Source organism: Proteus hauseri, from assembly GCF_004116975.1.
GTDB classification, from domain to species: domain Bacteria; phylum Pseudomonadota; class Gammaproteobacteria; order Enterobacterales; family Enterobacteriaceae; genus Proteus; species Proteus hauseri.
The window spans coordinates 1,489,355-1,516,069 of the sequence record NZ_CP026364.1 but is presented as its reverse complement, the minus strand read 5'-3'; the positions used below and the strand labels follow the sequence as shown (position 1 = coordinate 1,516,069).

At 39.7% G+C, this 26,715-nt stretch carries 23 protein-coding genes, 2 tRNA genes and 1 rRNA gene; 7 read left to right on the top strand and 19 right to left on the bottom strand.

Annotated elements, in window-relative coordinates:
* Nucleotides 1–275 precede the first annotated feature (275 nt).
* Complete coding sequence (locus tag PH4a_RS06865; protein ID WP_064718361.1) at nucleotides 276–683, top strand: YgiW/YdeI family stress tolerance OB fold protein; 408 nt, start codon at nucleotides 276–278, stop codon at nucleotides 681–683.
* A 475-nt stretch (nucleotides 684–1,158) separates the two neighbouring features.
* Nucleotides 1,159–1,611 carry a DUF411 domain-containing protein gene (locus PH4a_RS06860; RefSeq protein WP_244212944.1) on the top strand — a complete coding sequence of 151 codons (453 nt, stop codon included), beginning with the start codon at nucleotides 1,159–1,161 and terminating at the stop codon, nucleotides 1,609–1,611.
* A 91-nt stretch (nucleotides 1,612–1,702) separates the two neighbouring features.
* Here PH4a_RS06860 and glmS read toward each other — a convergent pair whose 3' ends face one another.
* The 15 genes from glmS to asnC form a co-directional block, all read right to left on the bottom strand.
* Nucleotides 1,703–3,529 carry a glutamine--fructose-6-phosphate transaminase (isomerizing) gene (glmS, locus tag PH4a_RS06855; RefSeq protein ID WP_129038766.1) on the bottom strand — a complete coding sequence of 609 codons (1,827 nt, stop codon included), beginning with the start codon at nucleotides 3,527–3,529 and terminating at the stop codon, nucleotides 1,703–1,705.
* Between the two features lie 161 nt (nucleotides 3,530–3,690).
* The gene (glmU, locus tag PH4a_RS06850) at nucleotides 3,691–5,061 is read right to left on the bottom strand and encodes a bifunctional UDP-N-acetylglucosamine diphosphorylase/glucosamine-1-phosphate N-acetyltransferase GlmU (RefSeq protein WP_129038764.1); all 1,371 of its coding nucleotides are present in this window, start codon (nucleotides 5,059–5,061) and stop codon (nucleotides 3,691–3,693) included.
* Nucleotides 5,062–5,212: 151 nt separating this feature from the next.
* A complete protein-coding gene (locus PH4a_RS06845) occupies nucleotides 5,213–5,629 on the bottom strand; it encodes a F0F1 ATP synthase subunit epsilon (protein ID WP_006534340.1) in 417 nt (138 codons plus the stop codon).
* 21 nt (nucleotides 5,630–5,650) lie between these two features.
* Nucleotides 5,651–7,033 (bottom strand): F0F1 ATP synthase subunit beta, encoded by a 1,383-nt coding sequence (atpD, locus tag PH4a_RS06840; protein WP_064718357.1) that lies wholly within the window; start codon nucleotides 7,031–7,033, stop codon nucleotides 5,651–5,653.
* A gap of 34 nt (nucleotides 7,034–7,067) precedes the next feature.
* A complete protein-coding gene (atpG, locus tag PH4a_RS06835) occupies nucleotides 7,068–7,931 on the bottom strand; it encodes a F0F1 ATP synthase subunit gamma (RefSeq protein ID WP_064718355.1) in 864 nt (287 codons plus the stop codon).
* Nucleotides 7,932–7,987: 56 nt separating this feature from the next.
* Nucleotides 7,988–9,529, bottom strand: a complete 1,542-nt coding sequence (atpA, locus tag PH4a_RS06830; protein ID WP_064718353.1) for a F0F1 ATP synthase subunit alpha — start codon at nucleotides 9,527–9,529, stop codon at nucleotides 7,988–7,990.
* Nucleotides 9,530–9,543: 14 nt separating this feature from the next.
* Complete coding sequence (gene atpH / locus PH4a_RS06825; RefSeq protein ID WP_129038762.1) at nucleotides 9,544–10,077, bottom strand: F0F1 ATP synthase subunit delta; 534 nt, start codon at nucleotides 10,075–10,077, stop codon at nucleotides 9,544–9,546.
* Nucleotides 10,078–10,089: 12 nt separating this feature from the next.
* The gene (atpF, locus tag PH4a_RS06820) at nucleotides 10,090–10,560 is read right to left on the bottom strand and encodes a F0F1 ATP synthase subunit B (RefSeq protein ID WP_064718348.1); all 471 of its coding nucleotides are present in this window, start codon (nucleotides 10,558–10,560) and stop codon (nucleotides 10,090–10,092) included.
* Nucleotides 10,561–10,621: 61 nt separating this feature from the next.
* Nucleotides 10,622–10,861 (bottom strand): F0F1 ATP synthase subunit C, encoded by a 240-nt coding sequence (gene atpE / locus PH4a_RS06815; RefSeq protein ID WP_004246596.1) that lies wholly within the window; start codon nucleotides 10,859–10,861, stop codon nucleotides 10,622–10,624.
* Between the two features lie 45 nt (nucleotides 10,862–10,906).
* Nucleotides 10,907–11,731 carry a F0F1 ATP synthase subunit A gene (atpB, locus tag PH4a_RS06810; RefSeq protein ID WP_064718346.1) on the bottom strand — a complete coding sequence of 275 codons (825 nt, stop codon included), beginning with the start codon at nucleotides 11,729–11,731 and terminating at the stop codon, nucleotides 10,907–10,909.
* A gap of 31 nt (nucleotides 11,732–11,762) precedes the next feature.
* A complete protein-coding gene (gene atpI / locus PH4a_RS06805) occupies nucleotides 11,763–12,140 on the bottom strand; it encodes a F0F1 ATP synthase subunit I (protein WP_129038760.1) in 378 nt (125 codons plus the stop codon).
* Nucleotides 12,141–12,753: 613 nt separating this feature from the next.
* Nucleotides 12,754–13,380 carry a 16S rRNA (guanine(527)-N(7))-methyltransferase RsmG gene (gene rsmG / locus PH4a_RS06800; RefSeq protein ID WP_129038758.1) on the bottom strand — a complete coding sequence of 209 codons (627 nt, stop codon included), beginning with the start codon at nucleotides 13,378–13,380 and terminating at the stop codon, nucleotides 12,754–12,756.
* Nucleotides 13,377–15,275, bottom strand: coding sequence for a tRNA uridine-5-carboxymethylaminomethyl(34) synthesis enzyme MnmG (mnmG, locus tag PH4a_RS06795; RefSeq protein WP_129038756.1), 1,899 nt, complete (start codon nucleotides 15,273–15,275; stop codon nucleotides 13,377–13,379). The genes rsmG and mnmG overlap by 4 nt, the downstream gene beginning before the upstream one ends.
* Nucleotides 15,276–15,652: 377 nt before the next feature.
* Complete coding sequence (gene mioC / locus PH4a_RS06790) at nucleotides 15,653–16,093, bottom strand: FMN-binding protein MioC (RefSeq protein ID WP_129038754.1); 441 nt, start codon at nucleotides 16,091–16,093, stop codon at nucleotides 15,653–15,655.
* Nucleotides 16,094–16,193: 100 nt separating this feature from the next.
* A complete protein-coding gene (gene asnC / locus PH4a_RS06785) occupies nucleotides 16,194–16,655 on the bottom strand; it encodes a transcriptional regulator AsnC (protein WP_129038752.1) in 462 nt (153 codons plus the stop codon).
* A gap of 160 nt (nucleotides 16,656–16,815) precedes the next feature.
* On the opposite strand from asnC, the gene asnA reads away from it, so the two are divergent.
* Nucleotides 16,816–17,808, top strand: a complete 993-nt coding sequence (gene asnA / locus PH4a_RS06780) for an aspartate--ammonia ligase (RefSeq protein WP_129038750.1) — start codon at nucleotides 16,816–16,818, stop codon at nucleotides 17,806–17,808.
* Here asnA and viaA read toward each other — a convergent pair whose 3' ends face one another.
* Nucleotides 17,809–19,266, bottom strand: a complete 1,458-nt coding sequence (viaA, locus tag PH4a_RS06775; RefSeq protein ID WP_129038747.1) for an ATPase RavA stimulator ViaA — start codon at nucleotides 19,264–19,266, stop codon at nucleotides 17,809–17,811. It lies immediately after the preceding gene.
* Between the two features lie 7 nt (nucleotides 19,267–19,273).
* The gene (gene ravA, locus PH4a_RS06770) at nucleotides 19,274–20,770 is read right to left on the bottom strand and encodes an ATPase RavA (protein ID WP_129038745.1); all 1,497 of its coding nucleotides are present in this window, start codon (nucleotides 20,768–20,770) and stop codon (nucleotides 19,274–19,276) included.
* A 281-nt stretch (nucleotides 20,771–21,051) separates the two neighbouring features.
* Between ravA and rbsK the strand changes: the two genes are divergently transcribed.
* A complete protein-coding gene (gene rbsK / locus PH4a_RS06765; RefSeq protein WP_129038743.1) occupies nucleotides 21,052–21,981 on the top strand; it encodes a ribokinase in 930 nt (309 codons plus the stop codon).
* A gap of 63 nt (nucleotides 21,982–22,044) precedes the next feature.
* Here the strand turns inward: rbsK and mdtD are convergent, their stop codons facing one another.
* Both mdtD and PH4a_RS06755 read right to left on the bottom strand, forming a co-directional pair.
* Nucleotides 22,045–23,439, bottom strand: a complete 1,395-nt coding sequence (mdtD, locus tag PH4a_RS06760) for a multidrug transporter subunit MdtD (RefSeq protein WP_129038741.1) — start codon at nucleotides 23,437–23,439, stop codon at nucleotides 22,045–22,047.
* Between the two features lie 82 nt (nucleotides 23,440–23,521).
* Entirely contained in the window at nucleotides 23,522–24,208 is a 687-nt protein-coding gene (locus PH4a_RS06755) for a FadR/GntR family transcriptional regulator (protein WP_129038738.1), read from the bottom strand.
* 498 nt (nucleotides 24,209–24,706) lie between these two features.
* Here PH4a_RS06755 and PH4a_RS06750 point away from each other — a divergent pair.
* From PH4a_RS06750 to PH4a_RS06740, 3 genes are all read left to right on the top strand, one after another.
* Nucleotides 24,707–26,249: ribosomal RNA gene (locus PH4a_RS06750) — 16S ribosomal RNA — on the top strand.
* Nucleotides 26,250–26,320: 71 nt separating this feature from the next.
* Nucleotides 26,321–26,397: transfer RNA gene (locus tag PH4a_RS06745), tRNA-Ile, on the top strand.
* Between the two features lie 158 nt (nucleotides 26,398–26,555).
* Nucleotides 26,556–26,631 (top strand) — tRNA-Ala (locus PH4a_RS06740).
* Nucleotides 26,632–26,715 lie beyond the last annotated feature (84 nt).

The window sequence follows — 26,715 nt, the reverse complement described above, 5'->3', positions numbered from 1 at the left end:
ATGATCCTAAGCGGTATATTTTTGAATAACCGCCTACACTGATACAAAGGGGAAATAACTAGTAGGTTTAACTTAAAGAAAACAAAAACATAGTTATAGATGCTTATTTCACAGATAAGGATAAAACGAAATAAAAAAACCGCTGATGAAATAACAATCTCAAACAGTTGATACATTAATACTTAGATTTACCTTAATATACTGTTTTATAAAAATAACTGAAATAGAATTAGGGACTATAATTAGTTATATTTTAACCAAAAGGTGAGCTTGTTATGAAAAAAATTCTAGTATTATTAATTGGTAGTACGTTGGCTTTTGCATCTCAAGCAAATACCAACCAACATAATAATGGTGGTTTTATTTCGCCTCAAGGAAGTATTCAAGAAAATACGACTCAAGGTGGGTTCAAAGGTCCTTCTATTAGTGAAACAACCGTAAATAAAGCAAAAGAGTTATCTGATGATACCTGGGTTATTTTAACTGGAAAAATCACTAAAAAGATTGGCGGTGAGCTATATGTTTTTGAAGATAGCACAGGTGGAATAAACGTTGATATCGACCATAAAAGATGGCGAGGACAAACTGTCACTCCTGAAAATACCGTAAGAATTGAAGGTAAAATAGATAAAGAGTGGACTAGTACTGAAATTGATGTGAAGCAGATTACTATTATCAAATAATTTGTATTTTATTTCACTGACTCTTTTACTAAAACCAATATATTGAATATATTGGTTTTTTTATTCTCTCTTTTTATTGTTCTATTTTTCATCAATAAAACTGAATCCTTTATACAAAATTATCCGCTTTAACCTAAGGTAAGGTTTAGGTTTATACTATTCATAAGTTAAACATAAGCTATTGTTGATTAGAAATGATTTAACCCATGAGTAATACCCTCTCATAATCTTTTATACCCTAACTCTAAATTACCCTGTTTTCTCCATTTTAAGCCTGCTATACAGGCTTTTTTCTTATAAAAACAACATGTATTACAATTAATAATAAGAAAATAACCATATAAAACAAATTATATATGTTTGTTTTATATAAATATTATTTTACAAATTTCTACAAGTTTATACTTTTATTGAATTGACCTTCCAGTAAGGGGAAAGATTATTGTTTCGTCTATCAACTTAATGAAAGGAATTGATGATGAAAAAATTATTATTACCTACTATTTTGGCTCTTTCAGCATTTACAGGTGCAACTCATGCCGCAACTAAAAATATCGTTGAGGTTTATAAAACAGAAACTTGTGGATGCTGCACTTTATGGGCTGATGGTATAGAAGAGGCAGGGTTTAACGTTAAAGTTAACATTGTGTCAGAAGCACAATTAATGCAGAAATATAAGCAAGCAGGTGTGCCGGCTAATTTATTAAGTTGCCATTTAGCCACTTATAAAGGTAAAGATTTAGTGGGCCATATTCCTGTTGATAGCTTAAAAAATATCGATTTAGTAGACAAAAGTAAAACCGGGATTGCCGTTGCTGGTATGCCAGCAGGCAGCTTAGGAATGTATGCAGGTGATTACAAAGAACCTTACCAAGTTATCGCCTTTGATAAAGCAGGCGATCAGGCGGTATTTAAATCCTATAACTAAAATTCCACTAAAAATTAGATATAAAAAAATCCGGTTAAATATAATTGATAACCGGATTTTCTTTATTTAATTATTTTAATAATCAGTTAACTTACTCAACGGTTACTGATTTTGCCAAGTTACGCGGTTGGTCTACATCCGTTCCTTTAATTAAGGCAACATGATAAGAAAGTAGCTGTAATGGCACAGTGTAGAAAATAGGTGCAATTAATTCTTCTACATGAGGTAGAGAAATTAATTTCATAGTTTCGTTTTCTTCAAAACCAGCATCTTGATCTGCAAATACATATAGCAAACCTCCACGAGCACGAACCTCTTCAATATTAGATTTTAATTTTTCTAATAATTCGTTATTTGGTGCAATGATAATAACCGGCATATCTGCATCAATTAACGCAAGTGGACCATGTTTTAACTCACCCGCGGCATAAGCCTCAGCATGAATATAAGAGATCTCTTTAAGTTTCAGCGCACCTTCTACCGCAATAGGATATTGATCACCACGACCTAAAAATAAAGCATGACTTTTTTCAGAGAAGTCTTCTGCTAATGCTTCAATCACTTTATCTTTAGATAACATACTTTCAATACGACTTGGCAATGCATGTAATGCGGTTGAAACTTCTTTTTCTAATGTAGTGATACCTTTAATGCGTCCCATATATGCCACCAGCATTAATAGAACGGTTAATTGGGTGGTAAAAGCTTTAGTTGAAGCAACACCAATTTCAGCACCCGCTTTTGTCATCAATACAAATTCTGATTCACGAACTAAAGAAGACCCAGCAACGTTACAAATAGCCAGTGACGATAAATAACCTAACTCTTTTGATAAACGCAATGCCGCTAAAGTATCCGCGGTTTCGCCAGATTGAGATAACGTAATAAGTAAGCTATTACGGCGAGTTGCAGGTTTACGATAGCGATATTCTGAAGCAATTTCGACATCGCAAGGAATGCCAGCTAAAGATTCAAACCAATAACGTGAAACCATACCCGCATTATAAGAAGTACCACAAGCAACAATTTGAATGTGTTCTACTTTAGATAAGATATCTTCCGCTTTAGAGCCTAGTTCACTCAGATCAATGCTTTCTGCTTTTAAGCGATTTTCCAACGTATTTTTAATCGCTAAAGGCTGCTCATAGATCTCTTTTTGCATGTAATGACGATAAATACCTTTGTCACCAGCATCATATTGAACATTAGATTCAATAACATCACGGTCAACTTCTTCACCATCAACAGAAAAAATATGAACGTGACGACGAGTAATCTCGACAATATCCCCTTCTTCAAGGTAGATAAACCGGCGAGTAACAGGCAATAATGCCAATTGGTCAGAAGCAAGAAAGTTTTCACCAACACCAAGACCTACCACCAGCGGACTACCTGAACGTGCTGCAACTAATAAATCAGGAGTGCGACTATCCATAATAACGGTGCCATATGCACCACGTAATTGAGGAATAACACGTTGTACAACTTCACGTAAAGTGCCGCCTTTGTGCTGCTCCCAATTAACTAAGTGAGCAATAACTTCGGTGTCAGTTTGAGAGGTAAACTGATAACCTTTTTTAATTAAATCAGCTTTTAGTTCTTGGTAGTTTTCAATAATGCCATTATGTACCACTGCAATTGAGCCAGATACATGAGGATGCGCATTATCTTCACAAGGTTCACCATGTGTTGCCCAACGAGTATGAGCAATACCTGTTCCACCAATAACTTGCGTTTTTTCTGCTTCATCAGCCAGCATTTGAACTTTGCCTGCTTCACGCAGACGCGTCATTTTACAGTCATTATCAACAACCGCTAAACCCGCAGAATCATAACCACGGTATTCTAAGCGACGTAAACCTTCAATTAAGATCTCTGCGATATCGCGTTGTGCAACTGCACCTACTATTCCACACATTGTGTTATTCCTAAAACCGTGCGTTTATTCGCACTTAGATGTCTTATGCCTGATTGTTTTGTTCCCCAAGCCTTGTAGAGAGCGGGGATATTTTTTGTTTTTAGAATAATAGCGTACAAGAAAAGGGCGATGATTTAACATACGCCCTTTTCTTAAAATTATTACTTTTTCTTCACTGGACGTTTCCATCCACTAATATGAGTTTGCTTAACACGACTTATCACTAATTCGTTTTCACCCACATTTTTAGTCACTGTTGTGCCAGCACCAATTGTTGCACCATTAGCAACAGTAACTGGAGCAACTAACTGTGTATCAGAGCCAATAAATACATCATCGCCAATGATAGTTTGGAATTTATTTGCACCATCATAGTTACAAGTAATCGTACCTGCACCAATATTCACATTAGCACCAACATCAGTATCGCCAAGATAAGTTAAGTGACCCGCTTTTGAGCCAATACCTAAGCTTGCTTTTTTCATCTCAACAAAGTTACCAACGTGTGCTTTATCTGCTAATTGCGTACCTGGACGAAGGCGAGCAAATGGGCCAACCGTACATTCTTGCGCTAGATTAGCATCTTCGATCACCGTATACGGGCTAATGATAGTATGATCACCAATAGTGCAGTTTTTTAGTACACAGCCTGTCCCTATTTCAACGTTATTTCCTAAAACAACATCACCTTCAATAATTACATTAGTATCAATAACGACATCTTTACCATGAGTTAAAGTACCACGTAAATCAAAACGGGCAGGATCCAACAGCATGACGCCTTCGAGTAATAGGCGCTCAGCTTGTTCTGTTTGATAAATACGTTCTAACGCTGCTAACTGTAAACGGTTATTCACCCCTTCCATTTCACTATGGCGACGTGGATGAGCCGTTTCAATTTTACGGCCTTCTTTATGTGCTAAAGCAATAATATCGGTAATGTAATACTCTTTTTGTGCATTGTTATTATTGAGTTTACCTAACCAACGTTTTAAATCTGCGCCATTAGCAACCAAAATACCCGTATTGATTTCATTAATTTTAAGTTGCTCTTCTGAAGCATCTTTTTGTTCAATAATGCCCGTAACTTCACCATTTTCACGAACAATACGACCATAACCTGTTGGGTTATCCAAAATAACGGTTAATAAACCAATACCACCTTCTGGTTTTACTTTAATTAAGCGCTCTAGTGTTTCTTGGGTGATAAGTGGAACATCACCATAAAGCATCAGAATATCTTCATCATCAGCAAAAAAAGGGGCTGCTTGTTGCATTGCATGACCCGTTCCTAACTGCTCTGCTTGCAATACCCAATTAACCGGCTGAGAGCCTAATTTTTCTTTCATTAACTCACCACCATGCCCATAAACTAAATGTATTTGTTGGGCACCAAGGGATTTGGCAGTATCAATCACATGTTGAACCATGGATTTACCTGCAAGCTTATGAAGAACCTTAGGTAACTGTGAATACATGCGAGTACCTTTACCCGCAGCAAGAATAACAACGCTTTTCGCTGAACTAGACATAATTAACCCGATAACTCCCGTAAAGAATGGCAAGTAAACCTGTTTATGATAAATAATACTACATATTTCGCCACTCAAAATATTTCACAACGCAAAAAAGCCAGTTAGTGAATACCAACTGGCTTTTTTATTCATAGACTGCCTGTTTACATCAACGTCTAGTCAATTCGATTACACGTAATTTCGCAATCGCTTTGGCTAATTCCGCAGATGCCTGAGCATAATCAACATCGCCATGAGAGGACTGAATGTGTTCTTCAGCTTTACGCTTAGATTCCAACGCTTTCGCTTCATCCAAATCACGACCACGGATCGCTGTATCTGCCAGTACAATGACGCCAGTCGGCTGAACTTCGAGAATACCACCTGAAAGGTAGATAACCTCTTCTTCGCCCGATGTTTTTACGACACGTACCATGCCCGGTTTTATGGCAGTTAATAACGGGGTATGCTGCGGATAAATACCGAGCTCACCTTCGCTACCAGTTACCTGAATTCGTTTTACTTCGCCGTCATATAACTGTTTTTCAGCGCTGACAACTTTCAGGTGGAACGATGTATCGGCCATATCAACCTCCCGTCAGCCGTATTAAAGCTTTTTAGCTTTTTCTACTGCTTCTTCGATAGTACCAACCATGTAGAACGCCTGCTCTGGCAGGTGGTCATAATCACCGTTCAGAATTCCTTTAAAGCCACGAATAGTGTCTTTCAGGGAAACGAACTTACCTGGTGAACCGGTAAATACTTCAGCAACGAAGAATGGCTGAGATAGGAAGCGCTGGATCTTACGCGCACGCGCAACAACCAGTTTATCTTCTTCTGACAGTTCATCCATACCTAAGATAGCGATGATGTCTTTCAGTTCCTGATAACGTTGCAGGATAGACTGAACACCACGAGCAACATCATAATGCTCTTGGCCAACTACCAGTGGGTCTAACTGACGACTGGTTGAATCCAGTGGGTCAACCGCAGGGTAGATACCTAATGAAGCAATTTGACGGCTCAGTACAACTGTCGCATCTAAGTGAGCAAACGTAGTTGCTGGAGATGGGTCAGTTAAGTCATCCGCTGGTACGTATACTGCTTGAACAGAGGTGATTGAACCTGTTTTGGTTGAAGTGATACGTTCTTGCAGAACACCCATCTCTTCAGCCAATGTTGGTTGGTAACCTACTGCTGATGGCATACGGCCTAACAGTGCTGATACTTCGGTACCGGCTAAGGTGTAACGATAGATGTTATCGACGAATAACAGTACGTCACGGCCTTCATCACGGAATTTTTCCGCCATGGTTAAACCAGTCAGTGCTACACGCAGACGGTTTCCTGGTGGCTCATTCATCTGACCATAAACTAACGATACTTTGTCAAGAACGTTAGAATCTGTCATTTCATGATAGAAGTCGTTACCCTCACGAGTACGCTCACCAACACCTGCAAATACAGAATAACCTGAGTGCTCAATCGCGATGTTACGGATCAATTCCATCATGTTAACTGTTTTACCAACACCCGCACCACCAAACAGACCTACTTTACCACCTTTAGCGAACGGACAGATTAAGTCCATTACTTTGATACCGGTTTCTAGTAGTTCTTGAGAGCTTGATAACTCTTCATAAGTTGGTGCTTCACGGTGAATAGACCAACGTTCTTCAGTTGCAATATCACCTTTCATATCGATAGGTGTACCCAGAACGTTCATGATACGTCCCAGTGTTGCTTTACCTACTGGTACTTCAATTGGGTGGCCTAAGTTTTCAACTTTTAAGCCACGGCTTAAACCGTCTGATGTACCCATTGCGATACAACGAACGATACCACCGCCTAACTGTTGCTGAACTTCTAGCACCAGTTTCTCTTTACCATTCATAACCTCAAGAGCGTCGTATACTTTAGGGACGCTATCCTGAGGGAACTCGGCGTCCACTACGGCGCCGATTACCTGGACAATCTTTCCAGTAGCCATCTTGAATCCTCTACGTAATTCGTAAACCTAGCTGTTATACCGCGGCTGCACCAGACACAATTTCTGTAAGTTCCTGAGTAATACTTGCTTGGCGTGCTTTGTTGTACACCAATTGCAATTCTTTAATCAGGTTACCACCGTTATCTGTAGCGGCTTTCATCGCGACCATTCGGGCGGCCTGCTCACTCGCTAAGTTCTCTACGACGCTCTGGTAAACCTGCGATTCGATATAACGACGCAGTAAAGTATCCAGTAACGCCTTAGGATCAGGTTCGTACAGATAATCCCAAGATTTTTCTTTCAGCTCTTCATCATCACCCGCTGGTAATGGTAAAACCTGAAGGATTTTAGGCTCTTGAGCCATGGTATTGATGAACTTATTTGCCACCACATACAGTTTATCTAAACGACCTTCGTCATAAGCCTGCAACATGATATTAACTGGACCGATAAGGTCTGACAGTTTTGGATCATCGCCCATGCCGGTTACTTGACCTACAACATTCCCGCCCACAGAGCCAAAGAATGACGTAGCTTTAGAACCCACTAGTGCTAAATCTACCTGTACACCTTTTTCAGACCACTCTTTCATGTCTGCCAGTAGTTTTTTGAACAAGTTAATGTTCAAACCACCACACAAACCACGGTCGGTCGAAACAACCAGGTACCCGACACGTTTAACTTCCCGCTCTTCGAGGTATGGATGTTTGTATTCCAGATTCCCTAGCGCAAGGTGACCAATCACGCTGCGCATGGTTTCTGCATAAGGACGGCTGGCTGCCATGCGTTCCTGCGTTTTACGCATTTTCGACGCGGCGACCATCTCCATCGCTTTAGTGATCTTCTGTGTGTTTTGCACACTGGCGATCTTCGAACGTATCTCTTTTGCGCCGGCCATTTCTGCTTCTCCTCATGAACCAGACGGCCCAATATTACTATCAGGCCGAATAGTTATTACCAGGACTGAGTCGCTTTGAAGTTTTCGAGCACGCCTTTCAGCTTAGCTTCGATCTCTTCGTTATAAGTACCGGTCTGGTTGATTTCTTTCAGTAAATCAGCATGTTCACGAGAAGCATAAGCTAATAATGCAGCTTCAAATGGCACAACTTGTGAAATTTCAACATCTTCCAGATAACCACGTTCTGCTGCATACAGTGCTAAAGACTGTTGTGCGACAGACATTGGTTCGTACTGTTTCTGTTTCAGCAATTCAGTCACTTTCTGACCGTGGTTCAATTGTTTACGGGTAGCATCATCCAGATCTGAAGCGAACTGTGAGAATGCTGCCAGCTCACGATACTGCGCAAGTGCAGTACGGATACCACCAGAAAGTTTCTTCATAATCTTAGTCTGAGCTGCACCACCAACACGAGATACAGAGATCCCTGGGTTAACAGCTGGACGAATACCTGCGTTAAACAGGTTAGATTCTAAGAAGATCTGACCATCAGTAATAGAGATTACGTTCGTTGGAACGAATGCAGAAACGTCCCCTGCTTGCGTTTCGATAATAGGTAACGCAGTCAGAGAGCCGGTTTTACCTTTAACTTCACCGTTAGTGAAAGCTTCTACGTACTCAGCATTTACACGAGCAGCACGCTCAAGTAAACGGGAGTGCAGATAGAAAACGTCACCTGGGTATGCTTCACGTCCTGGTGGACGACGAAGTAACAGTGAAATTTGACGGTATGCGACAGCCTGTTTAGACAAGTCATCATAAATAATCAGGGCATCTTCACCACGGTCACGGAAGTATTCACCCATTGCGCAACCTGAATAAGGAGCTAGGTATTGCAGTGCTGCTGATTCTGATGCAGAAGCAACAACAACAATGGTGTTTTCTAACGCGCCATGCTCTTCTAATTTACGAACAACGTTCGAAATAGTAGAGGCTTTCTGACCAATAGCGACATAGATACATTTAATGCCAGAGTCACGTTGGTTGATAATCGCATCGACAGCCAGAGCAGTTTTACCTGTTTGACGGTCACCGATGATCAATTCACGTTGTCCACGACCGATAGGGATCATGGCATCGACTGATTTGTAACCCGTTTGCACTGGCTGGTCTACTGATTGACGGTCGATAACACCAGGAGCAATCATCTCAACAGGTGAGAAACCATCATGCTCTACAGCGCCTTTACCATCTATCGGCTCACCCAGTGTGTTAACCACACGGCCAAGCAGACCACGGCCAACAGGTACTTCCAGAATACGACCTGTACATTTAACTTTCATGCCTTCTGCTAAGTCAGCATAAGGTCCCATCACAACCGCACCAACAGAGTCACGCTCTAAGTTCAGTGCGATAGCGAAACGGTTACCCGGCAGTGCGATCATCTCACCCTGCATAACTTCGGCTAAACCGTGGATACGAATGATACCGTCACTAACGGAAACAATCGTACCTTCATTGTGAGCTTCACTCACTACATTGAACTGAGCAATGCGCTGCTTGATCAGTTCGCTGATTTCAGTGGAATTCAGTTGCATATGCTCCAGTCCCCTTAAGACTGCAAGACGTCTGTTAAACGCTCTAAACGGCCACGAATACTGCCATCGATGACGAGGTCACCGGCGCGTATAATCATGCCTGCGATAACAGACTTATCAATTTTGCAATTCAGCTTCACTTTGCGTGATAGACGTTTTTCCATCGCTGCAGAAATGTTAGCTAGCTGCTGTTTAGTTAGCTCAATGGCAGAAGTTACTTCAACGTCAACCGTTGATTCGAGTATTGCGCGTAATTGGTTAAATTGGCTCAATACTTCGGGCAACGTTGATAAACGGCCATTATCAGCCATAACACGAATTAAATTCTGAGCATGCTCATCTAGTTGTTCGCCACAAAGGTCGATGAAGATGGTTGCCAGTTTTTCTGATGCTAAAGAACCAGAAAGTAATTCGGTTACCTGCTCATTGCGTGCTACTTCAGCGGTGAACGCCAGCATTACCTGCCATTTATCGACAGTCTGGGTTTCCACAGCAAAGTCAAAAGCTGCTTTGGCGTAGGGGCGAGCTACCGTTGCAATTTCAGACATGCCCCTCCCTCCTTACAGTTCAGCGACCAGTTTATCAACGATGTCGCTATTAGCAGCTTCATCCACGGAACGTTCAATAATTTTCTCGGCACCTGCGATAGCCAGCATTGCGACTTGTTTACGCAGTTCTTCACGAGCACGTTTACGCTCTGCATCCAGTTCGGATTGAGCTTGTGCAACGATCTTACTACGTTCTAGCTCTGCTTCTGCTTTAGCTTCTTCAATCATTTGAGTGCGTTGTTTATTCGCTGATTCAATGATTACTTGGGCTTCTGCTTTTGCTTTCGCTAGCTGTTCGCCTGCATCGGCTTTCGCTAAATCTAAATCCTTTTTAGCTCGTTCTGCAGATGATAAACCGTCAGCAATTTCTTTTTGACGTTTCTCAATGGCCGCCATAATTGGTGGCCATACAAATTTCATACAGAACAGAACAAACAGGACAAATGCGATGGCCTGGCCGAGGATTGTTGCATTTAAATTCACAGCACAATACCTCTTTCTTGGTTATAAACTAACTTGATGCATTTACTGCTAGTTACCTTCATTAGGCAACAGCAAACATCACGTAAAGACCCAGACCCACAGCAATCATAGGGATGGCGTCAACCAGACCCATAACGATAAAAAACTGTGTACGCAGAAGAGGGATCAGATCAGGCTGACGAGCAGCACCTTCTAAAAATTTACCACCGAGGATTCCGATACCGATTGCAGCACCGATTGCAGCTAACCCCATCATAATCGCGGCAGCCATGTACAGCAGATCCATACTCAGGTTTTCCATGACAGTCTCCAGTTTGTTTCAGTTATTTCTTCAAAGAGTTAATAATTAATGTTCTTCAGATGCCATCGATAGATAAACAATCGTTAGAACCATGAAAATAAAGGCTTGTAGCGTAATAATCAGTATGTGGAATATCGCCCAAGGGAGGCTTAATAACCACTGTGACCACCACGGTAACAGACCAGCAATAAGAATAAAGATCAGTTCACCTGCATACATGTTACCAAACAGTCGAAGACCGAGTGAAACAGGTTTTGATAGCAGGCTTACCCCTTCCAGAATCAAGTTTACAGGAATAAAAATTGGGTGATTAAAAGGCTGTAACGTCAGCTCTTTAGTAAACCCTTTTATGCCCTTCATCTTAATGCTGTAGAAGAGAATCAGGATAAATACACCAATAGCCATCGAAAGAGTAATACTTACGTCAGCAGTTGGAACTATGCGCAACGCAGGTAACCCTAAGATGTGTTCACCGATATAAGGGATGAAGTCGATTGGTAATAAATCCAGGGCATTCATTAACAGCACCCAAACGAACACAGTCAATGCCAAAGGTGCAATGACCTTGCTCTTTCCGTGATACATATCACGGACGCTGCTATCAACGAAACCGATGATCATTTCTACTGCAGTCTGGAATTTTCCCGGTACGCCGCTGGTTGCTCTTACTGCTACTTTTCTAAACAGCCACAGGAATAGAGCTCCCATTAGTACTGAAAAGAAAAGTGAGTCAATATTTAACACCCAGAATGATGGCGTATTTTCAGCAAGGGGATTGACCAACTCGAAAGTACGCAGGTCCAACTGAAGGTTATTCAGGTGGTGACCTATGTAGTCTCTAGTGGTTAATGCTTCTCCTGATGCAGACATGATGCCAATTACCCTTTTGTTGTTAAAAACGCTAACCGTTTATGACGGCTGGTGCAACGACCTGCATAACAAGCACCGCTAAGTAGGTCATGACCAGAGGTGCAAATGCCGCTTTAAACACTCCTAAAGCAACTATCAGCAAGGCTATTGATAGTATAACCTTCAACCCTTCACTGAAAGCAAAAAGCCAGTTTATGCGAACTGGAGCATCTTCTTCAGTCGCTTCTTGTAAACGGATTAATAATAAAAAAGCAATATTGGGTAACCAACATGCTATTCCGCCTAAAAAAGCTGAAAAGCTCCAGTCTGTACTCTTTAAGTAGAAACCCGCACTGAGAATAACAAAAGTCATAAACTGCAAAAATAACAGTTTCAGTGCAACTTTCCCGCTGTAGAGGGAGACAGACATGACGTTTGTATTCTCCAGACTAGCTATCGTAAAAGGTATTGCTGAATGATGTATCAAACTGTCTTTGCTATAAAGTGTCAAGTGACAAAAACGAGCAAATTATACGGGGCGTGGCAATGAATTCAATCAATAAGTAGCGAAAAAGTGAAGATTAATTTAAATTTTTTACGAAGGTTCCATTTATGAAAAATGATTAAGGACAAAAAGAGTCAAAATAATAAAATTTAAAGAAATAAATAATGTGATCTAGCGCGCAAATAAAGAAGTAAAAATAAAGGTTATTTCATAAATAATATAATGGAGTTAACAAATAACTGCCTATTTTTGAACAATTTCATGCTAATTGAAAAATAAATAGCGTATTTTTAATTAAATAAATTAATAATTTTTCTAATGCATAAAATGACTAATTTATTTTAGAAATAAAAATAAAAAAATAGTGGTTGCATTGTTAATTAAATCAAAAAACACAAATATGTTAATTAATTGTAATGAATAGGTAAAAATTAAAATTTTATTACCTCATCACTAAAGCAAATGGCGATAACATTGTAAATGTTATCGCCAGAGCACAAATAACGAAAAAATATCCGAAAAAAAACAAAAGAGCAGGTTAAATAATCACCAAATGACGTTGTTCATTCAATTCAGGTATTGCCAAAGCAATAACTTTTTCAGGCGCTTTTAATCCATTTTCTATTAGTTCATCTAATTCTTCTTGGTGGATTTGCCCTTTGAGTGCATAAAAATGACCATGCTCTTTTGCGACTAAATGAGAACACCAAGAAAGCATATCTTTCATTGATGCAAAAGCTCGGCTAATAACACCATCAAAAGATTGCTCAGGTTGATATTCTTCAACACGATATTGTACAGGTTCGATATTGCTGAGATTTAACTCATGCTGTACCTGTTTCATAAAGCGTACGCGTTTACCTAAGCTATCAAGCAAGACAAAGTGGTGATCGGGGCGCATTATCGCAAGTGGTATTCCTGGTAAACCAGGGCCAGTCCCAACATCAATAAAACGCTCACCTTCAAGATATTGACTTACTATAATGCTATCTAAAATATGACGGATAAGCATTTGCTGAGGATCTCGAACCGACGTTAAATTGTATGCTTTATTCCACTTATCCAGCATTGCAACATAACCCGTTAGCTTTTCAGCTTGGATATCTGTTAGCTCAATATTAGCTTGCTTAGCCAGCTTCTTTAGCCGATTAAGTAAGTTACTCATGATGCACTCCTGCGTAGTAAACCTTGCTTTTTCAACCAAACAAGTAAAATGGAGATAGCAGCAGGTGTAACACCTGAGATCCTTGAAGCCTGACCTATTGATGTTGGCTTGTGATCGTTAAGCTTAGCGATCACTTCGTTAGATAATCCGCTAACTTGTTTATAGTCCAGATCAATAGGTAACGCGGCATTTTCGTTACGTAATTGCTTTTCGATCTCTTCTTGCTGACGATTGATATAACCTTCGTATTTTACTTGAATTTCAACTTGTTCAGCTGCTTGTGGTTTTGAATCATCAATACCAGGCGCAAAACGAGATAGTTTTTTCAATACGTCGTAAGTCATTTCAGGACGACGAAGCAAATCTTCACCATTAGCTTCTTTAGACAGCGGTGCTTTTAGTAGTCCATTGATTTCTGAAATATTATCAGCTTGAGGATGTACCCAAATATTTCTTAAACGCTGACGTTCTTTTTCAACTAGTTCAACTTTTTCACTAAATTGAGCCCAGCGCTCATCATCAACCATACCTAATTCACGACCAATTTCTGTTAAGCGTAAATCTGCATTATCTTCACGTAGCATCAAGCGATATTCAGCACGAGAAGTAAACATACGATATGGTTCTTTTGTTCCAAGTGTACAAAGGTCGTCAACAAGAACACCAATGTATGCTTGATCACGACGAGGGAACCAACCTTCTTGATCAAAGGCATAACGGGCTGCATTAAGTCCAGCTAACATGCCTTGTGCTGCGGCTTCTTCGTAACCTGTTGTACCGTTAATTTGTCCAGCAAAAAACAAACCGTTGATAAATTTACTTTCTAGTGTTTGTTTTAGATCTCGTGGATCGAAAAAGTCATATTCAATAGCATAGCCAGGTCTGATGATCCTGGCATTTTCCATGCCTTTCATTGAATTAACTATCTGCATTTGAACATCAAAAGGAAGACTTGTTGAAATACCATTAGGGTATATTTCATTACTCGTTAAGCCCTCAGGCTCTAAAAAGATCTGATGTGAATTACGATCCGCAAATCTCATCACTTTATCTTCAATAGACGGGCAATAACGAGGTCCTATTCCTTCGATGATCCCAGCGTACATTGGGCTACGATCTAAATTATTACGAATAACTTCATGTGTTTTTTCGTTAGTGTATGTGATGTGGCAAGGCATTTGTTCAGGATGCTGATCTACATTACCTAAAAACGAAAAAACAGGCATTGGATCATCGCCTAATTGAGGCGCTAATTGGCTAAAATCAATAGTTCTTGCATCAATACGAGGTGGTGTGCCTGTTTTTAGTCGGCCAACTCGTAACGGTAATTCACGTAAACGGTGTGATAGAGATACTGAAGGCGGATCACCGGCTCGACCACCACTGTAGTTTTCTAAACCAATGTGGATTTTACCATCGAGGAAAGTACCAACCGTTAATACCACTGATTTAGCATGAAATTTTAATCCCATGCGAGTTACAGCACCCGTTACTTGATCATTTTCAACAATAAGATCTTCAACTGGTTGTTGAAAAATCATTAAGTTAGGTTGATTTTCTAGTGTTGTACGTATTGCTTGACGATAAAGAACTCTGTCAGCTTGTGCCCTGGTTGCTCTAACTGCTGGGCCTTTGCTAGCGTTTAATGTTCTGAACTGAATACCAGCATGATCAATGGCGGTTGCCATTAATCCACCCATAGCATCAATCTCTTTTACCAGATGCCCTTTACCTATCCCACCAATAGCTGGGTTACAAGACATTTGGCCCAAAGTATCAATATTGTGGGTCAGTAATAGGGTTTGACGCCCCATACGAGCTGCAGCCATAGCGGCTTCTGTACCGGCGTGACCACCACCGATCACAATGACGTCAAAGTGTTCTGGATAAAACATGTGTGAACCTTAAATGTTACGAATGCTAAATGTGTTGCATTGGGAAAACGAATTCTACTCAACTTTTTCAGAGATACAAGTTAACGAATCCGTAGGTAATTATTTAAAGATCTTTTTATTTAAAGATCTCTTTATTAGATCTTTTATTAAGGAAGCGATCCTCTGTGGATAAGTGGATTTTCCATTTAAAGATCATAAAACTGTAAAGGATCATATACTGTGAATGACCCGTGATCTATCTGCTGATAAGCTGGGATCAAAAAGGCTAGTTATGCACAGGTCATTTATTGATAGAGGCTTATACAATGGATAACTACCGGTTAACCCCTGCTTTTAAGCATAGTTATCCACATCTGACTGCTGTTTTTTTGTTCGATTTATAGTAAATTTATCCAAGATGCCAACCATTCTTCAGCTGGATCTTCAGGAATGTCATATTTCTGTATATCGATTTCTAGGGTAGATCCTAAACGAATAGCCCCTTTTTCCGTTAATTTCTGATCCAGTGTTCTTATTGCACCACAAAAAGTGTCATATTCACTGCTACCTATTCCAATAGCACCAAATTTCACCTTACTTAGATCAAGAGAACTAGCAGATATTTCATCAGCAAAAGGCTGTAAGTTGTCGGGAAGATCGCCTGCACCATGTGTTGAGGTGACCACCAGCCAGATCCCTTCATGTGGAAGATCATTAAGTGAAGGTCCATGATGCAGTGAAGTCTCAAAACCACTTTCAGATAAGATCTCAGAAAGGTGTTCTGCGACATATTCAGCATTACCCATGGTGCTGCCACTAATTAGAGTGACTTTTTTCATTTATGATCTCCTTATGTTCAAGACGCGCTATTGTACGCTGTGAATCACTTGGGATCTACCTGTGGATAATATGGTTATAAAAAAAAATAAGAATTTACCCTTATGGCTTGATCGTCCTTATTATCGGGTTTTGCAAAGAGATCAGGGTTTCTGTTGATTGGATTTCGTCTATTGTCTGAATTTTGTTGATAAGTACGTCTTGCAATGCCTCAATGCTTTTACACATTACCTTAATAAAAATACTGTATTGTCCGGTTGTATAATAAACTTCAACGACTTCGTCTAACTTATCTAACTTATCTAATGCAGTATGGTAATCTTTGGCGCTTTTTAAAATAATGCCAATAAAGCAACAAACATCAAATCCAAGCTGCTTTTCACTAATATCTACTCGTGTACCTGTAATTATTCCTGCCTGCTTCATTTTTTCAACACGAACATGAATTGTTCCAGGGCTAACTGCGAATTTTTTAGCTAATTCGGCATAAGGTGTTCTCGCATTCGCCATTAATGCGTGAAGTATGTCACGATCAAGATTATCGATCTGATAAATATTGTCCATAAACTCCCCTTGTTTTTAACGATAATACAATTTTATCGTGTTATTTTTAACGATTTAAAACAGTAAAGGCTATTTTTAATGAAGTATATTGAATTTAGTGCCTGTTTTGTTGCTTAATCTATATCAGCAAATGACGACACCGCCACTAGGGATATAAAAAATGAAAAAATCATTCATTCAAACTCAGCAACAAATTAGCTTTGTTAAATCATATTTTTCATCTGCATTAGAAAAAGAATTAGAGCTGATTGAAGTTCAAGGACCGATCTTAAGTCGTCTTGGTGACGGAACTCAAGATAACTTATCTGGGCATGAGAAGGCGGTACAGGTTAAGGTGAAATCTTTACCAGATTCCACATTTGAAATTGTTCATTCATTAGCAAAATGGAAACGTAAAACATTAGGTCGTTTTGGATTTAGCTCAGGTCAAGGCTTATATACAAATATGAAAGCCTTGAGACCTGACGAAGATCGCTTAACCCAGCTCCACTCAGTTTATGTTGATCAGTGGGATTGGGAAAAAGTGATAGAAGATAAGGATCGCACACTTCCTTATCTCAAACAGACAGTGGGTAAAATCTATCAGGCAATAAAAGAAACTGAAGAAGCCGTCAGCAAAAAATTTGGTCTGGTACCGTTCCTACCAGATCAAATCCAATTTATTCACACTGAAGAACTACTGAGTCGTTATCCTGATCTTGATGCAAAAGGTCGTGAAAAAGCGATAGCTAAAGATTGTGGTGCTGTTTTCTTAATTGGTATTGGCGGTAAACTTTCTAGCGGTGAATCTCATGATGTCAGAGCTCCTGATTATGATGACTGGACAACTCCAAACGAAGAAGGTTTTGCAGGACTAAACGGCGATATCTTAGTATGGAATCCAGTATTGCAAGATGCATTTGAGTTATCATCTATGGGTATCCGTGTTGATCCTGAAACGTTAATGCGCCAATTAACATTAACTGATGATACTAAACGTCTTGAATTAGATTGGCACAAAGCATTAATTCATGGCGATATGCCACAAACTATTGGTGGTGGTATTGGCCAATCTCGTTTAGTGATGTTGTTGCTGCAAAAAGAGCATATTGGACAAGTTCAATGTGGTGTATGGGAAAAAGAAACCCGTTTAGCCTTCGCTGATATATTGTAATTATTGGCGCCAGCGTCTAAGTAAACGACTTTTTAATCCAGTATCAAAACGCCATATATGGTCAAATATTTTCATGATACTGGGTTTACCGTAATTGGATAGGGTAACCGCATGGAAGCGATTGTGCTGTTGCTGTTGGCTTTTTTTAATTTTGTTGATTAGGTTTTCGGGTAACCTTTGGGCAACAAAGTCAGAGATAACGACAGCATCAGCATCTTTCCATATTGGGCTATTAAGTTTATCGGCTACATTCTCCATACAAGCACTCAAATCCGTTCCTCCTCTAAATGTTTGATTCAAAAACTTAATAAGTTCTTGTAATCCTTGAGGTGATGATAATTGATAATGAATGATTTCTGTCGAAAATAGCATCACATGGCATGAACGATTATCGGCAAGCGCGATTTTCATTAATGCTAAGCCGAAAGCTTTAGCGCACTGTTCATTAAAGCCCCCCATGGAACCAGATGTATCAATACAAACAATAAAAGGTCCTCTAGGACGCTCTTCATCATGATGATGGGTTACTGGGCGCAATACAGTGCGTTCTTGCCAGTTATCGCCTTGTAAACGGTAAGTATTAAGCTGTTTTTCTATTAATTTTCGATAAAACTCATACTCTATTTCATCGACACCTAATAAGGCCAGTTCGGTAGGAAGAAGACGTAACACATCATCACTAAGACCGATACCATTCACTTGTTCTGGTGTAGTGTCTGGTGCTTTTTCTACTATAGTGATCGGCTCAAAAATAACACTTTCTTCAGGGAGCGATTTCGCTGTTTTACTGCGGCCTAATAAACTAGCAAGCTTGTGCAATTCAGGTTGTTGATCAAGAAAATCACTATACCTTTGAATTATTTTCTCATCATAAGGGGTTTTTGTAAGAACGCCTTTGCTCATATCCCATAAACGACCCGCAGCACGTTCATTTTCAGCAAAGGTATTACTTAAACTACCGCTTAGTGCGAGGCGCTCTTGAAGTTCTGCTAGTAGTTGTTCTTGCTCTTGTTCAAACAACATTTTATGTAAGGTCGTAACTTGAAATATTAAGCTAATACGCCAACGCTGAATAAATAGTGCCTGTTGTGCTGAAGTAAAAGGTGTGTTGTTTTTACATAGCTGAGAAGCTTCTTCAGTAAAAGAAGATTCTAATTTATTTAATTCAATAAGAATTTGTGCCGTTTTTTGATTAAATAACGCATTACCTAAGGATTGAGTTTGCTGATAAAGTGCAAATTCATCAGCAATCATTGTAGGAACTAATGTTTCTTTTACTCGTTGCTGTAAATTTTTTTTCCACTGATGGATATCTTTTAGTAATGCTTTTTTTAATCTGGGATGTTTTTCAAAAAATACAGCTAATTGAGGAGATGCGAGTAATGCCACAATAACTTCTTCTATTAACTGTCCTTCATTTATTGCTAAAAGCATATCTATCGTTGAAAGTGTTAACATAATATCGTCACTTTATTTGGCTTTTTAATTGTGCCAACTTTTCGTTTAACTGAACAAAGCTTTGCTCAATATAAATAAGCCAATCATCATTAATAAATAGATTTGGTTGATGATGATTAAACTTCTCCTGTTCACTATAAATTTCTTGAGCTAGATTTTTTAATTTATCTAGCCACTCTTTATTATTCTCAACGGTAGTGATTATGGCTTCTTGTTGTTGATAAAGAGAGGTGGTTCGACGGCTAACATCAAGTATTTCTAATACTCCATCTTGGCGGATTTGTGCCGTAATAGGTTGCGGGAAACCAATGCCATTTAAACGTGCAGATAATTCATCACCTTTGTCTAAAAAGTTTTCTAATGATTTTTTTTCAATGGTAATAAAATTAACCTGGATACTGTGGATATGCAGAGGAATATGCAAAAACAGTGTAAATTTATCTGCTTGCATTTTTTCTGATAGATTAAAATGAATTTTTCTACCAAACATGCCACTTTGTTTTTCAAAGCGAAATGCTTGTTGGTCTTGCTTACTTCTTGTTGATTGCATCCACTCAGCCCAGAGTGTTTCTGTTTTTCTTATTAATTCTAGCTGGTGGTAAGCTTGCTCGGTTAATAAACTTTGCAATAATTTATCAAGTAAGGCAAATGATGCTTGGTCATGCCAAAGACAATCACGTAGTAAGATAAAATCAAGCGGTGAAATAGCACTACGGCCATTAAAAAAAGCACTCGCTTGTAAAAGTCGCACTGCTTTTTTCCATCGTCTATCTGAAACATAAGGTGCTGCATCACTTTTTTCTAATGATTGTCTTAGTTGATAAATTAAATCAAATAGATGGTCATCAAGTGTGACTTTTTCTAATTCAGATTGCCAACGATTAAATTCTTCAGCTGTAATTTGCACTTGCTCTGGAACATTAAAAGACTCAACTTCTTTATTGACGAGTAATGCACGAAAATTTTTCTTTTCTTGAACTGGAGTTAGCCAAATACGAACAAGCATACGGTCATAAAGAGCTTCAAGGCTACTATCCGAATCTGGTAATTCATTTGATGCAGAGACTAATAAACGCATTGGAATAGCAATTTCTGTTTCGCCATTACGAAATTTGCGTTCATTTATTGCAGTTAATAATGTATTGAGAATAGCTGGGCCAGCTTTCCATATCTCATCAAGAAAAACAATTTCTGCATTAGGAAGGTAGCCTTCTGTTAAGCGCTGGTATTTTCCTTCATCTTTTAGAGCTTGAATTGATAATGGACCAAAAATCTCTTCTGGTGTAGAAAAGCGGGTCATTAAATATTCAAAAGCTTTAGCATTTTTAAATGCCTCTTTCATTCTTCTTGCTATAAGACTTTTAGCTATACCAGGAGGACCGAGTAGAAAAACACTTTCTCCACTTAATGCGGCAAGCAAGCAAAGGCGAATCGTTGACTGGCGCTCATAAAGCCCAGTTTCAAGGTATTGGCTCAATTGTGAGATCCGTTCCGCTAGTTGCATAAAAACTCCTAATAAGGGGATTTATTATTGCTCTTAAAAGAAAATATCAGAAAACGAAGTACGATATACAGATAAACATTTAATTTGTATTCCTTTCGTTTATAACAAAAATCGATTCAGCTTTATATAGCTTATTTTTGGTTCTTTTTTGTTTTTGCAGCGAAACGTTTCGATAGTGATCACGTTTTTTCATTTATGTTGCTGAGATGATCGGTTTAAAATATTGAATGTCATTTATGCCATACATTTAGAACATATTACCCAGAGAGTAAGGAAAAAATATGGAAGCAAAGAAACTTGTGATTTTAGGTAGTGTTAATGCTGATCATATTCTTAATGTTGCCAATTTCCCGCTTCCTGGTGAGACTGTTTCAGGCAATCATTTTCAAATGGTTTTTGGTGGAAAAGGTGCTAATCAAGCTGTTGCTGCGGGACGTTGTGGCGCTAATATTACTTTCCTTGCTTGTTTGGGCGATGATGATATTGGTAAGAAAGCAAAAGCACAGTTATTAACAGATAATATAGATATCAACAGTATTGAATTAATTGAAAATGAAGCCACGGGCGTAGCGCTAATTTTTGTTAATCAGCACGGTGAAAATGTTATTGGTATTCATTCTGGCGCGAATGGTCGATTAAATACGGATTATGTAGAACGTCATGCTGGCGTTATTAAAGGTGCTGCTGCTTTATTAATGCAGCTTGAATCACCTCTTGATTCTGTTTTAAAAGCGGCTGAGTTTGCCAATCAAGAAAAAGTGCAGGTTATATTAAATCCAGCACCCGCGCAGGCTTTACCAGATAATTTACTTTCTTTAGTCGATATTATTACTCCAAACGAAACTGAGACTGAATATTTAACGGGTATAAAAGTTATCGATGATGAAAGTGCTCAAGAAGCAGCTAATATTTTACATAATAAAGGCATTGATACAGTGCTAATTACTTTGGGTAGTCGCGGTGTTTGGGTAAGCCAGATAGGTCATCAAGGTTGTTGTGTTCCTGCTTTTAAAGTTAAAGCTGTAGATACTATTGCGGCAGGAGATACTTTTAATGGTGCTTTTATTACGGCGTTATTAGAAGAGCAACCAATGATGTCTGCAATTAAATTTGCTCATGCTGCTGCTGCTATTGCTGTAACAAGATCAGGTGCTCAACCATCAGTGCCTTGGCGAGATGAGGTTGATGCTTTTTTATCTGCGTCTTTATAACTCATGAGTGTTCATAAAAAAGAGAGCATCAGCTCTCTTTTTTATTGGGTTTTATTAAGAAATTTATTTTTTTCTCTTTTTATTAGTCAGATTATCGCCATCATGTTTATCTAGTAATAAGAAGACAAAGGAAGATAATAAAGTAATAATACCCACCGTAATGAAGGTGTAATGGAAATTATCTACCGTTGTACCCACATTTTCAGTATCAAAATATCCTAAAATAGATGCACTAACGGCAATACCAAAACTAATTGCCAGTTGTTGGGTAACAGCTAGCACGCTATTTCCTGAACTTGCATTATTGTCAGTTAAGTCAGCTAATGAAATAGTATTCATCGAAGTAAACTGAATCGACATAAAAACACCCAATAGAAATAGTGGTAACACAAGATAATAAATAGACATACCTGGTGATTGTAATGAAAATTGGGCAATCATCAGACCAATAATAATAGTGATAGCAAAGAGTGTTCGCCGATAACTAAATTTCACCAATATGTGGGTAACAAAAGATTTAGCAAATATAGAACCTAATGCCATTGGTGCCATCATCATTCCGGAAACAATGGCGGGATAACCAAATCCCACTTGTAACATAAGAGGCATTAAAAACGGAATACAACCTGTACCTAGTCGAGTCGCAATATTTCCAGCAATACCTACAGAGAAAGTTCGAGTTTTAAATATATTGAGTGGGATCAAAGGTTGTTGGTGGTGCCTTGCATGGTTGATATATAGTATTAATAGAGAGAAGCCACCTAAAATTACAGCAATAGGAATATAGCGAGAAATTGCTCTGTCACCAAAAAGATCTAAGCTGACAGAAAGCATTACTAATCCAAAACCAAAGAAAATAAAGCCAAGTAAATCAAATTTCCGTTTTGGCATCGTAAAATCGGGCATGTGCTTAATGGCATAAAAAATACCAAGTAAGCCGATAGGAATATTAATAATAAATATCCAATGCCAAGATGCATAAGTAACCAATACTCCACCTAATAAAGGTCCAGCAATAGGCCCAACAAGCCCAGGCATAGTCACAAAGTTTAAAATAGGTAATAGCTCGCTACGAGGATAAGCTCTTAATAAAGCAAGGCGAGCAACGGGCATCATCATTGCACCACCTATTCCTTGTAAAATACGAGATATCACAAGAGAAGTTAAGTTAGGAGAAAGTGCGCAAAATAACGACCCGATAGAAAATAAAGAAACAGCAATAATAAATATTTTTCGAGTACCAAACCTATCGGCTAACCACCCACTAACTGGAATTAGTAAGGCCACTGTTAGCGTATAGCTAATTACGGCAGATTGCATTGCTAATGGGGAATGGTTAAGGCTCCTTGCTATATCAGGGAGCGCAGTATTAAGTATCGTTGCATCGAGTGCCTGCATAAAAAAAGCCATCGCGGCTATCCAAGGCAATCCTGACATATTTTTGGCGGATTTAAACATAAATACATATACCGTCTTTGCTCTCTATTTATTTACTCTTCTATTATAAGCAGAGAACTCATTTAATTTGTATTAAAAATATTCAATCACTAGTTAGTAATACTAAACAGAGATCTCTAGCTCTATTTCCGTCACCATCAATAATCGCTTGAACAATTTGATTGTGAGTTTCTGGTTGAACTGTTTCATTACCCACAATAAGGTCAAAGTACTTCTTATAAGCTGAAAGAAATAATGAGCCAAAAGATGCAAAGAATGGGTTACCGCTAGCTTGATAAATAAGATAGTGAAATTGGGTATCAATATCTAACCAGTGCTGCCGATCAAAATGCTCATCAAGTAATTGCATTTCTTTTCCAAATAAAGAAAGCGATTGTTTTTGTGCTTCAGTTGCATTGAATGCAGCTAAATAACAAGCTTGAGGTTCTATTGCTAAGCGGACATGATGGAAATAGTGACTTACTTTGTTAAATTCACCACTATCAATCCACCAAGTAAGAAGATCATTATCTAATAAGTTCCAATTTTGCATTGGCGTAACTCGTGTTCCGATCCTTGGGCGAGGTAAAAGCATACCTTTTGCCGCTAACATTTTTATTGCTTCGCGTATAACAGTTCTGCTAACGGATAACTGTTCTGCCAGTTCTATCTCTCCAGGCAGTAAAGATTCAGGTTCATAAGTAGAAGAAAGGATTTGTTTACCTAGTTTTTCAGCAACAATATAAGAAAGATTTTTTTGGGAAGCTGAACGTTGCTCGCTAAATTGCATAATAATAATTACCTATACCATAATTTGTTGCTTATATTACGTGAGTCAGAGATAGAAAGCTGTTTGGATTTTATGCTATCAGCATAAAATTAGAGCAATTTTCCTTAGATTGTTGAAAAAAAAAGCGAACAGTAATTAATTTCAAATAAACACTTGCGCTAATCTCAGATGTCCCTATAATGCGCATCCACTGACCCACGATGAGCTAACAACAGCCGCGAGGGACAGCGAAGAGAAAAGAAAAAAGTTTGAAAAAACTCTTGACTCTTCAGAGGAATAACGTAATATACGCCTCCTCGCAACAACGCAGAAGACCGGAAACGGCAGCGAATGTTGCACTGCTCTTTAACAAATTATCAGACAATCTGTGTGGGCACTCGCAGAGACGATATCTTCTAAAATATTTAGATGTATATAAGTCTTAAAGAGTGTTTACAAAAGTAAAATTCATTTATGAATGAAGCTAAGTATTCGATTTCTTTGAGCATCAAACACTTTTAATTGAAGAGTTTGATCATGGCTCAGATTGAACGCTGGCGGCAGGCCTAACACATGCAAGTCGAGCGGTAACAGAGGAAAGCTTGCTTTCTTGCTGACGAGCGGCGGACGGGTGAGTAATGTATGGGGATCTGCCCGATAGAGGGGGATAACTACTGGAAACGGTAGCTAATACCGCATGACGTCTACGGACCAAAGCAGGGGCTCTTCGGACCTTGCGCTATCGGATGAACCCATATGGGATTAGCTAGTAGGTGAGGTAATGGCTCACCTAGGCGACGATCTCTAGCTGGTCTGAGAGGATGATCAGCCACACTGGGACTGAGACACGGCCCAGACTCCTACGGGAGGCAGCAGTGGGGAATATTGCACAATGGGCGCAAGCCTGATGCAGCCATGCCGCGTGTATGAAGAAGGCCTTAGGGTTGTAAAGTACTTTCAGCGGGGAGGAAGGTGTTAAGATTAATACTCTTAGCAATTGACGTTACCCGCAGAAGAAGCACCGGCTAACTCCGTGCCAGCAGCCGCGGTAATACGGAGGGTGCAAGCGTTAATCGGAATTACTGGGCGTAAAGCGCACGCAGGCGGTCAATTAAGTCAGATGTGAAAGCCCCGAGCTTAACTTGGGAATTGCATCTGAAACTGGTTGGCTAGAGTCTTGTAGAGGGGGGTAGAATTCCACGTGTAGCGGTGAAATGCGTAGAGATGTGGAGGAATACCGGTGGCGAAGGCGGCCCCCTGGACAAAGACTGACGCTCAGGTGCGAAAGCGTGGGGAGCAAACAGGATTAGATACCCTGGTAGTCCACGCTGTAAACGATGTCGATTTGGAGGTTGTGCCCTTGAGGCGTGGCTTCCGGAGCTAACGCGTTAAATCGACCGCCTGGGGAGTACGGCCGCAAGGTTAAAACTCAAATGAATTGACGGGGGCCCGCACAAGCGGTGGAGCATGTGGTTTAATTCGATGCAACGCGAAGAACCTTACCTACTCTTGACATCCAGAGAATCCTTTAGAGATAGAGGAGTGCCTTCGGGAACTCTGAGACAGGTGCTGCATGGCTGTCGTCAGCTCGTGTTGTGAAATGTTGGGTTAAGTCCCGCAACGAGCGCAACCCTTATCCTTTGTTGCCAGCACGTAATGGTGGGAACTCAAAGGAGACTGCCGGTGATAAACCGGAGGAAGGTGGGGATGACGTCAAGTCATCATGGCCCTTACGAGTAGGGCTACACACGTGCTACAATGGCAGATACAAAGAGAAGCGACCTCGCGAGAGCAAGCGGAACTCATAAAGTCTGTCGTAGTCCGGATTGGAGTCTGCAACTCGACTCCATGAAGTCGGAATCGCTAGTAATCGTAGATCAGAATGCTACGGTGAATACGTTCCCGGGCCTTGTACACACCGCCCGTCACACCATGGGAGTGGGTTGCAAAAGAAGTAGGTAGCTTAACCTTCGGGAGGGCGCTTACCACTTTGTGATTCATGACTGGGGTGAAGTCGTAACAAGGTAACCGTAGGGGAACCTGCGGTTGGATCACCTCCTTACCTAAGAGATACGTGTTATGTGTAGTGCTCACACAGATTGTCTGATGAAGAACGAGCAGAAATACCGGTATAGGCTTGTAGCTCAGGTGGTTAGAGCGCACCCCTGATAAGGGTGAGGTCGGTGGTTCAAGTCCACTCAGGCCTACCAAATCGTATTGATACTGCGTTGTGAAATCACTCGTTTACTGATGTAAACTTCGTGACTCCACGCCTTGTTTCACTGCGATTGGCTCAATTCTTGCTTAGCGGAACGTTTCCAATAAGAAAGAAACCTGAGTAACGAAATCGGTATTAACATTGCATTATGGGGCTATAGCTCAGCTGGGAGAGCGCCTGCCTTGCACGCAGGAGGTCAGCGGTTCGATCCCGCTTAGCTCCACCATAATCTCTTTAAAATATAATTCAGAGTATATTAGCAATAGTATACTGCGAATTATTTTGCTCTTTAACAATCTGGAACAAGCTG

What these genes read in the sequence shown, in the direction of transcription:
- PH4a_RS06865 (WP_064718361.1), top strand. Translation starts at nt 276, where the DNA reads ATGAAAAAAATTCTAGTATTATTAATTGGTAGTACGTTGGCTTTTGCA.
- PH4a_RS06860 (WP_244212944.1), top strand. Translation starts at nt 1,159, where the DNA reads ATGATGAAAAAATTATTATTACCTACTATTTTGGCTCTTTCAGCATTT.
- glmS (WP_129038766.1), bottom strand. Translation starts at nt 3,529, where the DNA reads ATGTGTGGAATAGTAGGTGCAGTTGCACAACGCGATATCGCAGAGATC.
- glmU (WP_129038764.1), bottom strand. Translation starts at nt 5,061, where the DNA reads ATGTCTAGTTCAGCGAAAAGCGTTGTTATTCTTGCTGCGGGTAAAGGT.
- PH4a_RS06845 (WP_006534340.1), bottom strand. Translation starts at nt 5,629, where the DNA reads ATGGCCGATACATCGTTCCACCTGAAAGTTGTCAGCGCTGAAAAACAG.
- atpD (WP_064718357.1), bottom strand. Translation starts at nt 7,033, where the DNA reads ATGGCTACTGGAAAGATTGTCCAGGTAATCGGCGCCGTAGTGGACGCC.
- atpG (WP_064718355.1), bottom strand. Translation starts at nt 7,931, where the DNA reads ATGGCCGGCGCAAAAGAGATACGTTCGAAGATCGCCAGTGTGCAAAAC.
- atpA (WP_064718353.1), bottom strand. Translation starts at nt 9,529, where the DNA reads ATGCAACTGAATTCCACTGAAATCAGCGAACTGATCAAGCAGCGCATT.
- atpH (WP_129038762.1), bottom strand. Translation starts at nt 10,077, where the DNA reads ATGTCTGAAATTGCAACGGTAGCTCGCCCCTACGCCAAAGCAGCTTTT.
- atpE (WP_004246596.1), bottom strand. Translation starts at nt 10,861, where the DNA reads ATGGAAAACCTGAGTATGGATCTGCTGTACATGGCTGCCGCGATTATG.
- atpB (WP_064718346.1), bottom strand. Translation starts at nt 11,731, where the DNA reads ATGTCTGCATCAGGAGAAGCATTAACCACTAGAGACTACATAGGTCAC.
- atpI (WP_129038760.1), bottom strand. Translation starts at nt 12,140, where the DNA reads ATGTCTGTCTCCCTCTACAGCGGGAAAGTTGCACTGAAACTGTTATTT.
- rsmG (WP_129038758.1), bottom strand. Translation starts at nt 13,380, where the DNA reads ATGAGTAACTTACTTAATCGGCTAAAGAAGCTGGCTAAGCAAGCTAAT.
- mnmG (WP_129038756.1), bottom strand. Translation starts at nt 15,275, where the DNA reads ATGTTTTATCCAGAACACTTTGACGTCATTGTGATCGGTGGTGGTCAC.
- mioC (WP_129038754.1), bottom strand. Translation starts at nt 16,093, where the DNA reads ATGAAAAAAGTCACTCTAATTAGTGGCAGCACCATGGGTAATGCTGAA.
- asnC (WP_129038752.1), bottom strand. Translation starts at nt 16,655, where the DNA reads ATGGACAATATTTATCAGATCGATAATCTTGATCGTGACATACTTCAC.
- asnA (WP_129038750.1), top strand. Translation starts at nt 16,816, where the DNA reads ATGAAAAAATCATTCATTCAAACTCAGCAACAAATTAGCTTTGTTAAA.
- viaA (WP_129038747.1), bottom strand. Translation starts at nt 19,266, where the DNA reads ATGTTAACACTTTCAACGATAGATATGCTTTTAGCAATAAATGAAGGA.
- ravA (WP_129038745.1), bottom strand. Translation starts at nt 20,770, where the DNA reads ATGCAACTAGCGGAACGGATCTCACAATTGAGCCAATACCTTGAAACT.
- rbsK (WP_129038743.1), top strand. Translation starts at nt 21,052, where the DNA reads ATGGAAGCAAAGAAACTTGTGATTTTAGGTAGTGTTAATGCTGATCAT.
- mdtD (WP_129038741.1), bottom strand. Translation starts at nt 23,439, where the DNA reads ATGTTTAAATCCGCCAAAAATATGTCAGGATTGCCTTGGATAGCCGCG.
- PH4a_RS06755 (WP_129038738.1), bottom strand. Translation starts at nt 24,208, where the DNA reads ATGCAATTTAGCGAGCAACGTTCAGCTTCCCAAAAAAATCTTTCTTAT.